This is a genomic window from Tenacibaculum jejuense (genome assembly GCF_900198195.1).
Taxonomy (GTDB): Bacteria; Bacteroidota; Bacteroidia; order Flavobacteriales; family Flavobacteriaceae; genus Polaribacter; species Polaribacter jejuensis.
Genome location: NZ_LT899436.1, coordinates 2,113,697 through 2,125,833 on the forward strand (window position 1 = coordinate 2,113,697; position 12,137 = coordinate 2,125,833).

The following is a 12,137-nucleotide window of genomic DNA, read 5'->3' on the forward strand; positions in this document are numbered from 1 at the left end:
TTATAAGTTATCTAAAATAAAGAAGCATCGATTTCTAACACTATCAAAAGGAACATTAATAATTTCATATCCTAACTCTGTATAAGCTTTATTTAAAAAAGTACTTATTTTTTCAGCTTGTTCAAAGGTTTCATAACGTTCGTTATCTGATTTATAGATTTTTTTCCAAGGTAAAAACTGAAAAATTTTAGTGTATTTGTATTGTTTACTTTTTTCAATAAATTCTTCTGGAATTTCTGTATTGAAATATTCTAAGTAAGCATGAACACTAGGGATACCACGATCAAAAAAAACAGTTTTTTTATTAGATTTTTCAGCGTCTAAGTATTGCTGAACTCTACCTTCCAATAATTTATAACTAAATAACAAGGGATCTGTTAGAAAAAGTTGTTCAATACCTTCTTCTTGTGCTTTTCTAGTTACCTCTCTAGAAACCTCAGGCATACATTTATAACCTCTTCTATTTAAGTATCTTAAAACAGAAGACTTTCCAGTTCCTGGTCCGCCTATAAAAACAATCTTTTGTTGCATGCAGCAAAAATAGTAGATTCGCTACTTATATATAATAAATAGTGTAATTTTGTGTTCAATTTTATTATGATTACGTAATTAAATTACGAGCTTAAAATAATTTACATATTAAACTATGTCTGATAGAGAAGCATTTTATGCAAATTTGAAAGAAAAATTAAAAGAAACTACTAATTTTCCAACAAAATATTTATATAAATTTATAGTCCCTAGTGAAGAAAGTAAAATAAAACAAGTACAAGATTTATTTGATAAAGGCGGTGCTGTTATTAGTACTAGGAAGTCAAGATCAGGAAAATATACAAGTGTTTCTATACATTTAAATGTATCTAACCCCGACGAAGTAATCTCATATTATCAGCAAGCTGAAACAATAGAAGGCATTATATCATTATAAAACTCTTATGAAAACCAAATTTATTTTTACAATCTCCTTATTTATTTCAATTACTCTTTTTTCACAGAAAGATGAAGTTTTATTAACTATAAACAAAACCCCAATATACGTTTCTGAGTTTAAAAGAGTGTATGAAAAGAATTTGGATCAAATTAAAGAAGAAGAAAAAGATATCGATAAAAATTTAAATCTTTTTATCAATTATAAATTGAAATTGATTGATGCGTATCAATTAAAGTTAGATACTTCTAAGACTTACAAAAGTGAATTAAATTCATACAAGAATCAATTAATGACACCTTATCTTCATGATGATGAATTTAAGCAGAAAATGGTAAAAGAAGCTTACGATAGAACTTTGGAAGAAGTTAGAGCAAGTCACATTTTATTAGCATATCCAAAAAATAGTGATAAGAAAGACTCTTTAACATTAAAGAAGAAATTAGAAGAAGTAAGAACTAGGATTTTAAATGGTGAAGCTTTTGAAAAAGTAGCAAAAGAGGTTTCAAGTGATCCTTCTGCAAAAATTAATGGAGGAGATTTAGGATATTTTTCAGCTTTTAGAATGGTTTATCAATTTGAAGATGCCGCATACAAAACAAAAGTAGGAGATATTTCTAAACCTTTCGGGACAAGATTTGGATATCATATTCTGAAAGTAACTGATAAAAGAAAATCTAGAGGAGAAGTTGAAGCAGCGCATATTTTAATTCGAAATACAGAAGCTAAAGGAAAATCTAAAATAGATTCTATTTACAAACAAATTCTTTCTGGTTTAGCTTTTGGGGATGCAGCTAAAGAATATTCAGAAGACAAAGGTTCTGCAGTAAATGGAGGTAAGTTACCAAGATTTGGTTCAGGTAGAATGGTTTTGCCTTTTGAAAATGCTGTAATGGACTTACAAAAAATCAACGATGTAAGTAAGCCTTTTAAAACTCGTTTTGGATGGCATATAGTGAAGTTGTTAAAGAAGTATCCAGTTAAGACTTTCGAGGAAATGAAAGAAGATTTACAAAGAAAGATCAGAACTAGTAACAGAGGTAATTTATCTACGCAGCGTTTAATAAAGAAGTTGAAAAAAGATTATCAACCTCAAGAAAATGGAACTTTAATACATAAAATGTCTCACAAAGAGCCTCTAACTAAACAAGATTCTTTAACTGTAGTGTATACTATAAAAGATAAAAAAATAACTTTAAATGAGTTTCTTGATTTTTCTCAAAACAAAAGATACATTACAACTGGTGAATTGTGGGAGAAATTTAAAGACCAAGAAATTTTAAATTATTACAAGAATAATTTAGAGCACATTTATCCAGAATATAAGTATACTTTACAAGAATATAAGGATGGTTTACTGTTATTTGATTTAATGAAAATGAAAGTTTGGAACAAGTCTCAGAATGACAGTGAAGAACTGTTAGCTTTTTTCAATAAAAATAAAAAAGATTATAAGAGTGAAGATTTAGAGAAGGTGAGAGGAGAGGTAATCAACGATTTTCAAAAGCATCTTGAGGACCAGTGGATTAATGATTTGAAATCTTCAAATAAAGTTAAAATAAATAAAAAGGTATTAAAAAGAGTAAAAAAGTTTTACAATAAATAGTGAATTTGAAGAAAGTTGTTTTCATATTATTTTTGGTGACGTTTTTATCTTGTGATGAAATAAATAATTTTTTATCAAGTGAAAATGAAACCACTAATGAACCTATTATTGCTTCTATAGGTGATACAAATTTGTATTTGTCTGATGTTGTTAATGTCGTCCCTAGAGGTACATCGAAAAATGATAGTTTAGTTTTAATAAAAAGTTTTATAAATAGTTGGGCGAAACGACAATTGATGTTAAAGAAAGCAGCCGAAAGTATTTCTGATGTAAACAACAAGCAAATAAATGAGTTGGTTAAAAATTATGAGGAAAGTTTATATATCAATGGATATAAGGAATCATTAATTAACCAACAATTAGACACAGTAATTTCAGAACAATCTATTCAAAAATACTATACAAACAATAAAGACAACTTCAGATTAAATGAAGAACTTTTACAACTAAAATATATCTATTTTGGAAAAGATTTTTTAGATAAGAAAGAAGCTATAAAAAAGTTTAAATCTAACTCAATAGAAGATCTAGAAGGTTTAGAAAATCTAACTATAAACTTTAAAGATTATATGTTAAGAGACTCTTCTTGGGTAAGCTATGATGATGTTTTGTTAAAAATCCCTCCTTTTAGATACATATCTAAGGAAAAACTGTTAAAAAAATCAAAATTCATTCAAAAAGAAGATAGTTTAGGAGTATATTTGGTCGCTGTGAATAATGTACTAAAGAGAAATGAAATTGCTCCTATAAGCTACATTAGAAGTAACATAAAACAACTTATTTTACACAAGCGTAAGATAGAATTAGTAAGAGAGATAGAAAAAACGTTGATTAATGATGCAATTAAAAACAATGAATTTAAAGAGTATTAGTATTTTTTTAATCTTAGGATTAGGGCCAATTTTTTCAAGTGCCCAAAAGAATAAAATAGATGGAGTAGCGGTAGTTGTAGGTAAAAATGTTGTTTTAGATTCAGATATTGAAAAGTTCAAAAAAGAACTTGAAACTCAAAGTGAAGGAAAAATCAAAGTTTCTGATTGTGAAATGTTAGAACAGTTAATGGAACGTAAGTTATTAGCTCATCATGCAGTAGTTGATAGTGTAACGGTTTCTAAAGCAGAAGTTGATGATAGAGTTACTAGAACTATAGCTTTTTTTACTAGAGAATATGGAGATCAACAAAAAGCTGTTGAAGCTTATGGTTTTAATGATATTGAAGATTTAAAAAAAGAACTAGAACGTGTTCAAAAAGAAGAATTGCTTATAGAAAAAGAGCAAGAAAAAATAACAGGAGATATTGATTTAACTCCAGAAGAAGTTCGATTATATTTCAATGGTTTAAAAGAAAAAAATGAATTACCTGAGTTTCCTGCGGAAGTTGAGCTTGCTCAAATTGTTTTAAAAGCAGAACCGACGGAAGAAGAAAATAAAAGAATTATAGCTAAATTAAATGAAATTAAGAAAGACGTTGAAGAAAACGATGCTAGTTTTAAATTAAAAGCTATTGTAAATTCTAATGATCCTTCTGTAGCTAGAAATGGAGGTAATTTAGGTACCATAAATAAAGATACTCAATTCATTAAAGAGTTTAAAGAGGTAGCTTTTTCATTAGATGAGGGACAAATTTCTGAACCTTTCAAGACAATCTTTGGATATCATATTATTTTACTACACAAAATCAAAGGTAAAGGTAGAGAGGTTTCGCATATTGTAATGGCTCCTGAAATATCTGATCAAAAGTTATCAGATGCTAAAGAGAAACTAGAAAAAATTAGAAAAGATATTATAGCTGGTGATATTACATTTGAAAAGGCAGTAAACGAATTTTCACAAGATGCTGATACTAAAAATAGTGGTGGGTTAATTTTGAATCCTTACACTGGTGAATCAACTTTTGATTTAACTAGAATGGATCCTGCTCTTTATGGTAGAATTAATGAATTACAAAAAGGAGGTTTTTCTGAAGTATTTTATGATGAAACTAGAGGAGGAGAGAAAATGTACAAATTACTTTACATGAGAAACAGAACCAATACGCATACTGCAGAACTGGTTAATGATTATGTGAAAATTCAAAAATTAGCGCTGTTAAAGAAAAAAGAAGAAACAATTGCTAAGTGGACAAAAGATAAAATATCAGAAACTTACGTGAAGATTGGAAGTGATCATAAAAAATGTTCATTTAAATCTAATTGGAAAAAAGATAATCAATAATGTCAGACGTTGCAGCAGTTAATAATTTGGTAACTAAATATGAAAAGTTACAAAAAGAAATAGGAAAAGTAATTATAGGTCAGAAAGAGGCTGTTAACTTTTCTCTACTTTCTATTTTTTGTGGAGGACACTCTTTGTTAATAGGAGTTCCGGGTTTAGCTAAAACTTTACTAGTAAATACAATTTCTGATGCTTTAGGCTTAAATTTTAATAGGATACAATTTACTCCAGATTTAATGCCATCAGATATTTTAGGAAGTGAAATTTTAGATGAAACTAGAAAGTTTAAATTCATTAAAGGACCAATATTTTCGAATATTATCTTAGCAGATGAGATTAATAGAACACCTCCAAAAACTCAGGCGGCTTTACTAGAAGCAATGCAAGAGCGTTCTGTAACTATTGCTGGTCATCATTATAAATTAGATTTACCTTTCTTTGTATTAGCAACTCAAAATCCAATTGAGCAAGAAGGAACATATCCATTACCAGAAGCACAATTAGATCGTTTTATGTTCTCTATAAATCTTGATTATCCATCATTTGAAGAAGAAGTAGAAGTAGTAAAAAACACCACAACTTCTAACGAACAAAAGGTTAATTCGCTATTTAATGCAAAAGAGATTGTAGAAATACAAAAATTGATTCGTAAAATACCTGTAGCAGATAATGTTGTAGAATATGCAGTAGGTTTAGTTGGTAAAACCAGACCTAAATCAGATAAAGCTACTGACTTAGTTAAAAAGTATATCGATTGGGGTGCAGGACCTCGTGCTTCGCAAAATTTAATTTTAGCTGCTAAAGCAAATGCCGCAGTTCATGGTAAATATTCTCCAGATATAGAAGATGTTCAAGCTGTTGCTGTTCCAATTTTATCACACAGAGTTGTTAAAAATTACAAGGCAGAAGCTGAAGGAATTACCATAAATGAAATAATTACTTCTTTGTTTTAAAACAAAAATAACATAAATAAAAAAACTCGGATGAAATCATCCGAGTTTTTTTATTTGGTAATATTTGTATAAACGATTTACTTCTTAATAAACTTTTTTGTAAGTAATCTTTGTCCGTCATTTACTTCTAATATATGTAACCCTTTCGATAAGTTACTAACATCAATATTTTCATCTATTGTACCATTTAGAACAGTTTGTCCAATAGTATTAATTATTCTGAAAGTAGCGTTTCTTTGATCTCTTAATGTGATTTTTAAGAAGTCAATAGCAGGATTAGGATAAACTTTAGCATCAAAAACTGGTTTTTCATTACCTAATTCACCATCAATTTCTAAATTAGTCAATATTTCAGCCGTTCTAGCTGAAGTACCAATATTAACCGTATAATCTTCTACTTCACCATATCCAAATGTTTCACAAGCAGTAGGAACTTCATTCCATTTCATAGATACACGCATTCTTGTATTTCCAGATTTAGCTGAAGTAGGTATAGTGAATGTGTATGATAAGTTTCCAGAACTTGAAGAAGAACCACTCACTAATTGTTCATTTGATTCAAACGTACCATTTTGATTTAAATCAATCCAAACACTCCAATATTCAGTGTAAGAAGAACTAACAAAACCAGCACTTACTACAATGGTATTGCTACCATAACTTAAATTCCCTACTAAGTTCGTAAAATCACCATATCCTGCATTTGCAGCTGTTGAGTTTACAATACCTCCAATAGCTATATTGTCAATATATTCATAGTTTACATTACTTCCTTTTGAGTTACAATACGTAAATACTGGTGTTGTAGGTAAAGTTGTAACATTAACTATATTGCTAGCAGAAGAAATGTTTCCAGCAGCATCTAAAGCTCTAATAGAAAATCCATAGGCTGTATCAGGATTTAAATTTGTCACATTATAACTTAATGCTGTAACTGTAGTGATCTTCGTAGTACCTCGATAAATTTCATAACCCGTTACGGCTTCATTATCTGTAGATGCATTCCAAGATAAGTTTAACGAAGTTTCTGAAATATTAGAAGCTGTAAGACCAGTTGGTATTGTTGGAGCTTGTGTATCAGGTAAAGATCCACCATCTATTGTATGAGTTCCAAGATCAGAAATAGTATTTGAGCTTAAAGAATTCCATTCAGAAGTTGTATATGATGTATTAGGTGAAATTACAGATGATTTACGCTGTAAAGTAACATCTTTACCAAAATTAGCACTACTAGCAGGTGTACCAACAAGATCAATTAAAGAATTATTTTTAAATAAAGCTATAGCATCATTACCATTAAAGTTCATTGCTCCAGCACTAATAGTTCGATCAGCTTCATTTTTAATAGCAGTAGAAGCATTTACATGTGCAACAACATAAACTTCGCCATTAGCTAATTGTCCAGATAAATTTAAAGTACTACCCCAAGAATTATTACCATTTGTAGTTTTTCTTAAAGAATATCCAGACAAGTTTACAGTACTTCCAGTAAAGTTCGCAATCTCTATAGCTTTATTAAAAGAAGAACCTTCTACGTATTCAGAAATTATCAATTCTGTAGTAGTTCCAGATCCTCCAGAACCATTAGGAGTAGTTGTAACATTTACTCCATTACTGTTAGCAGAAATATTACCTGCAGCATCAAAAGCTCTTACAGAAAAAGTATAAGCTGTTCCTGGAGTTAATCCAGTAACATTAAATGAAGTCGAAGTTGTTGTTCCTATTTGAGTAGATCCACTAAAAATGTTATATCCTGTAACTGCAATATTATCAGAAGAAGCTGTCCAAGCTAAGTCAGTAGTAGTTTGTGTTGTGTTAGATGCAATTAACCCGGAAGGATTTGTAGGAGCTTGTGTGTCGCTTCCTCCAGAATTACCAAATAAATCTTCTGCTTGTGGTCCTCCCCAAATTTGAGTAGCAAAAGCAGGGTTATCGATAAAAGGATTTCTATTTCCTTGTTCTTGCTCTAAAATAGGATTTCGTTGTTTTTCTAAATCAGATACAGGATCTTCTGCGTTCCATTGTAAAAACAAACTAATCATATTTGGATCAGTAGCTGTAATGCTTCCAACGCCTACGTTTATTGGCAGTGATTGATTTCCGTAGCGAATGTACATATACATCATCATTCGAGCTACATCTCCTTTCCATTCATCTCCAGGATACCAGTTTCCTTGTGGAGTTATATATGAAGGTGTACCAGATCCTGCAGCAAATTTTCGATTACTTCTTGAAGAATTTCTTTGTGCATCACAGGGTCTTAAATTATGAGCATCTGCACCAGGGCCAGAAGTTCCTAGATTTGGATTTGCAAGCGATCTAGAATATACATGTTCTCTATTCCAAACGCCACTTCCTCCACCATTTTCATCTCTACCACGAGTTCTATCATTAGTAATATTGGAGTCAGTATCATTCCAACCATAAATTAAAATTACTTTAGTTGGATCTGTTGGGTCTAAATCAGTTTGTTTCAAAGCGTTCCAAACGCCAGGTGTATAACTTAAAAAATTATTATGAGTACTGATAACTTTAGTAGCAAGTTCATCTTTAAGGTTAGAACCTGTTAGATTTAAGTTTACATCGTTGTAGTACGATGGTACTTGTCCTAATACTGACAGAGAAGTCATCAGCATTAAAACAGCCAAATGTTTTTTCATTATGTAGTTGTGTTGGGTTTAATCGATTACAAATAACATATCGTTATGTTAACAAAACATTAATAAAGTGTTAATTTTTAAGAAGTTATTAACACTTTTGAAAATGGTGTTTTATTCCAAGATAATCTTCAGAAAAAATGTAAATTTGCAGGCTAAATACTAGACTAAAAAATGAAAATATCATATAACTGGCTACAACAATTTTTACAATTTGACTGGAATCCAGAAAAGATAGGGGAATTATTGACGGATTTAGGACTGGAAGTTGAGGGAATTGAACTTAAAGAAAGTATTAAAGGAAGTTTAAAAGGTGTTGTTGTTGGTGAAGTTCTAACCTGCAAAAAACATCCAAATGCAGATAAACTTAAAGTTACTACTGTTAATTTAGGAGAAGGTGAACCAGTACAAATAGTTTGTGGAGCACCAAATGTAGATGCTGGACAAAAAGTTCCTGTAGCTACTATTGGAACAATGTTATACGACGAAAAAGGAGAAGGCTTTAAAATTAAAAAAGGAAAAATCAGAGGTGAAGAGAGTCATGGTATGATCTGTGCCGAAGATGAATTAGGTTTAGGATCTAGTCATGATGGAATTATGATTCTAGATGAATCTTTAGTTCCAGGAACTCCTTGTGCTGATGTATTTAAAATAGAAACTGATCATGTTTTTGAAATTGGATTAACTCCTAACAGAGCTGATGCAATGAGCCATTATGGAGTGGCAAGAGATTTAAGAGCTGGTTTGTTACAAAACGACGTGAAATTAGAATTAATTTCACCTTCAGTTTCTGATTTTCATGTTGATGAAAGAAGATTAAAGATTGATGTTGAAGTTGAAAACAAAGAATTAACGCCAAGATATTGTGGAATCACGATTACTGATGTAGAAGTAAAAGATTCTCCAGAATGGATAAAAAATAGATTGAAAGCAATAGGAATTGCTCCTAAAAATAATATTGTAGACATCACAAATTATGTTTTACATGAATTAGGTCAGCCTTTACATGCTTTTGACGCTTCAAAAATTAAAGGAAATAAAGTTGTTGTAAAGACTTTAGAAGAAGGTACTAAATTCACCACTTTAGATGAAGTTGAAAGAGAATTGTCAGCTGAAGATATTATGATATGTGATGCAGAGTCGAATCCTTTATGTATCGCTGGTGTTTTCGGAGGTTTAAAATCTGGAGTTACAGAAAATACAACTACTGTTTTCTTAGAAAGTGCATATTTTAATCCTGTTTCTGTTCGTAAAACAGCTAAAAGACACGGATTAAATACAGATGCTTCTTTTAGATTTGAAAGAGGAATTGATATTAATCAAACGAAATATGCGATTAAAAGAGCTGCTTTATTAATTGAAGAGTATGCAGGAGGAAAAATGTCTTCAGATATTATGGATTTCTATCCTGAGAAAGTCAATGATTTTGAAGTATTCTTATCGTATGAAAATGTTTACAAATTAATAGGTCAAGATATTCCAAAAGAGACAATTAAAAATATCCTAGCTTCACTAGAAATCAAAATTAATAGTATTACAGAAGCTGGTTTAGGTTTAGTTATTCCTTCTTATAGAGTTGATGTTCAAAGAGAAGCAGATATTATTGAAGAAATTTTAAGAGTTTACGGATATAATAATATTGAGTTTTCTCATAAATTAAATACTTCGATATCTTTTGATAACGATACTCAAGTTAAAGTTGAAAATATAGTTTCTGATCATTTGGTAGCTTTAGGTTTCAATGAAACTATGGCGAATTCATTAACTAAGGCTGATTATATTATCTTATCTGAAGATTTAAATGAGAACTTTAATGTAGAAATGTTAAATCCATTAAGTAATGACTTAAAAGTATTACGTCAATCATTATTATTTAGTGGGTTAGAAAGTATTTCTTATAATATTAACCGTAAGAATAATGCGTTAAAATTCTTTGAATTAGGAAAAACCTATCATAAATATGAATCAGGCTACCAAGAAGATAAACACTTAACATTATTTGTTACTGGAAATAAATTAAAAGATAATTGGAAAATAGCTTCAGAAATATCTAGTTTCTTCTATTTAAAAGGAGTAATTACTAGTATTTTTGATCGATTAGGTTTATCAAACTTAAAGAATTCACCAGTAAAATCATCAGTATTCTCTGAAGGATTAACATTAAGTTTAGGTAAAACAAAATTAGTAGAGTTCGGAGTTGTGAAGCGTTCTATATTAAAAGAGTTCTCTATTAAACAAGAAGTTCTTTTTGCAGATTTTAAATGGGACGTTATTTTAGGACTAGTAGGTAAGAAGAAAATAAAAGTTACCGATTTACCTAAATTCCCTGCAGTAAAAAGAGATTTAGCTTTATTATTAGATAGTAAAGTTGAATTTAAAGAAATTTACAACTTGGCTTTTCAATCAGAAAGAAAGCTTTTAAAAGAAGTAGATTTATTTGATGTTTACGAAGGTGAGAACTTACCTGAAGGAAAAAAATCGTATGCTGTTAGTTTTATTTTACAAGATGAAAATAAAACGTTAAATGATAAGCAGATCGATAAAATAATGCAAAAATTACAGCAAACATTCGAAAAGAATGTTGGTGCAGAATTAAGATAAATACACAAGCTCCCATTGGGAGCTTTTTTTAAATATTACCCGTTATGAAAAGATTTTTTATGCTAATTTTTAGTTTGATTATACTTCAAGCTTTTTCCCAGAATGCTGATCCTGAAAAATTAGCCGAATTAAATATACTAGGTCAGGCAATCGATAGCACTTTATTCAATAATAATTATGAGTTTTTTGATACGGTTTTTGATGAAAAATTATTAGCAAATCGATTTTTTATTAAAACTGATGATAATGATATCAAAAAGTTTAACTCTGGTTTTTTTAAAGGATTTTCAGAATCATTTAGTTTTGGAAAAGAACTTTCTAGTCAAATAAATTTAGGTTCAGAGTACACATATTTAAGAGCTTTTAAAGAAAATGATAATTACTATTTATTATTTAGATTATTTGGAGAAAGTGGTCTTAATTACCATAAACATCTTATTGAATATGTAAAAGATCAACCTAAAATTTCTGATACCTACGTATACATATCTGGAGAATATCTTTCTGAAACAGTAAAATCTATTTACGAAGGAGGTATGAAGAACAGAAATCTTTTGAGTAGAATTTTAAATAAATCTAATATTTCAGATTTAGAAAAATTAGCAAAAATGAAAGTCTACAAAGATCAAAATAAATATAAAGAAACTATTAAAACATATGAATCTTTAAGTGAGACATCTAAAAAGAGAAAAATTTTTATGATATATGTTTTGATGGCTGCTAAAAATCTAGATAATAAAACGTATATGAATTATATACGAGATTATGAAAAAGAATATCCTAATGATCCTAGCTTATATTTAATTTCGATGGATGGTTTTATTTTAAAACAAGAGTATGATAAAGCATTAGAAGTATTAGATAAGTTAGATAAAGCAATTGGTAACGATGATTTCTTGGATTATTTTAGGGGAAATGCATATTACCTAAAAAAAGATTACAATAAAGCGATAGAGAAATTTGAAAGGTTAATAGTTAATTATCCTAACTTTTTTGATGGTATAGATAGTTTACTAACAGTTTATATTGAAAATAGTAAAAACGAAAAAGCCATAACTATCTTAGATTTATTTGTAGAACGTTTTGAAATAGAAAAAGAAAGTTTAAAAAAGCTAGTTAAAGAAAATTTTACAGATTTTACAAAAAGCAAAGAATATAAAAACTGGTCAAATCAATAA

Annotated in this window: 9 protein-coding genes; 7 read left to right on the top strand and 2 right to left on the bottom strand. The window is 29.4% G+C overall.

What is annotated here, in order from left to right:
• A complete protein-coding gene (locus AQ1685_RS09405) occupies window positions 1-531 on the bottom strand; it encodes an AAA family ATPase (RefSeq protein WP_095071573.1) in 531 nt (176 codons plus the stop codon).
• 115 nt (window positions 532-646) lie between these two features.
• Here AQ1685_RS09405 and AQ1685_RS09410 point away from each other — a divergent pair, with 115 nt between their 5' ends.
• The 5 genes from AQ1685_RS09410 to AQ1685_RS09430 are packed head-to-tail and all read left to right on the top strand — an operon-like array spanning window position 647 to window position 5,701.
• Window positions 647-928 carry a DUF493 family protein gene (locus tag AQ1685_RS09410; RefSeq protein ID WP_095071575.1) on the top strand — a complete coding sequence of 94 codons (282 nt, stop codon included), beginning with the start codon at window positions 647-649 and terminating at the stop codon, window positions 926-928.
• A gap of 7 nt (window positions 929-935) precedes the next feature.
• Entirely contained in the window at window positions 936-2,534 is a 1,599-nt protein-coding gene (locus AQ1685_RS09415) for a peptidylprolyl isomerase (RefSeq protein ID WP_095071577.1), read from the top strand.
• Window positions 2,534-3,406, top strand: a complete 873-nt coding sequence (locus AQ1685_RS09420) for a hypothetical protein (RefSeq protein ID WP_095071579.1) — start codon at window positions 2,534-2,536, stop codon at window positions 3,404-3,406. The genes AQ1685_RS09415 and AQ1685_RS09420 overlap by 1 nt, the downstream gene beginning before the upstream one ends.
• Window positions 3,369-4,748: a peptidylprolyl isomerase gene (locus AQ1685_RS09425; RefSeq protein ID WP_231970299.1), complete on the top strand. Its 1,380-nt coding sequence runs from the start codon at window positions 3,369-3,371 to the stop codon at window positions 4,746-4,748. Before AQ1685_RS09420 ends, AQ1685_RS09425 begins: the two co-directional genes overlap by 38 nt.
• Window positions 4,748-5,701 carry an AAA family ATPase gene (locus AQ1685_RS09430; RefSeq protein ID WP_095071582.1) on the top strand — a complete coding sequence of 318 codons (954 nt, stop codon included), beginning with the start codon at window positions 4,748-4,750 and terminating at the stop codon, window positions 5,699-5,701. Before AQ1685_RS09425 ends, AQ1685_RS09430 begins: the two co-directional genes overlap by 1 nt.
• 77 nt (window positions 5,702-5,778) lie before the next feature.
• Here the strand turns inward: AQ1685_RS09430 and AQ1685_RS20500 are convergent, their stop codons facing one another.
• On the bottom strand, window positions 5,779-8,361 hold the full coding sequence (locus tag AQ1685_RS20500) for an endonuclease (RefSeq protein ID WP_231970346.1): 2,583 nt from the start codon (window positions 8,359-8,361) through the stop codon (window positions 5,779-5,781).
• A gap of 171 nt (window positions 8,362-8,532) precedes the next feature.
• On the opposite strand from AQ1685_RS20500, the gene pheT reads away from it, so the two are divergent.
• Both pheT and AQ1685_RS09450 read left to right on the top strand, forming a co-directional pair.
• Window positions 8,533-10,959, top strand: coding sequence for a phenylalanine--tRNA ligase subunit beta (gene pheT, locus AQ1685_RS09445; RefSeq protein ID WP_095071583.1), 2,427 nt, complete (start codon window positions 8,533-8,535; stop codon window positions 10,957-10,959).
• A 44-nt stretch (window positions 10,960-11,003) separates the two neighbouring features.
• Window positions 11,004-12,137, top strand: coding sequence for a tetratricopeptide repeat protein (locus tag AQ1685_RS09450; protein ID WP_157730170.1), 1,134 nt, complete (start codon window positions 11,004-11,006; stop codon window positions 12,135-12,137).

Excerpts from the sequence above, each read along its gene's own strand:
- AQ1685_RS09450 (WP_157730170.1), top strand. The coding sequence starts at position 11,004 with ATGAAAAGATTTTTTATGCTAATTTTTAGTTTGATTATACTTCAAGCT.
- AQ1685_RS20500 (WP_231970346.1), bottom strand. The coding sequence starts at position 8,361 with ATGAAAAAACATTTGGCTGTTTTAATGCTGATGACTTCTCTGTCAGTA.
- AQ1685_RS09410 (WP_095071575.1), top strand. The coding sequence starts at position 647 with ATGTCTGATAGAGAAGCATTTTATGCAAATTTGAAAGAAAAATTAAAA.
- AQ1685_RS09405 (WP_095071573.1), bottom strand. The coding sequence starts at position 531 with ATGCAACAAAAGATTGTTTTTATAGGCGGACCAGGAACTGGAAAGTCT.
- AQ1685_RS09425 (WP_231970299.1), top strand. The coding sequence starts at position 3,369 with ATGATGCAATTAAAAACAATGAATTTAAAGAGTATTAGTATTTTTTTA.
- pheT (WP_095071583.1), top strand. The coding sequence starts at position 8,533 with ATGAAAATATCATATAACTGGCTACAACAATTTTTACAATTTGACTGG.
- AQ1685_RS09415 (WP_095071577.1), top strand. The coding sequence starts at position 936 with ATGAAAACCAAATTTATTTTTACAATCTCCTTATTTATTTCAATTACT.
- AQ1685_RS09430 (WP_095071582.1), top strand. The coding sequence starts at position 4,748 with ATGTCAGACGTTGCAGCAGTTAATAATTTGGTAACTAAATATGAAAAG.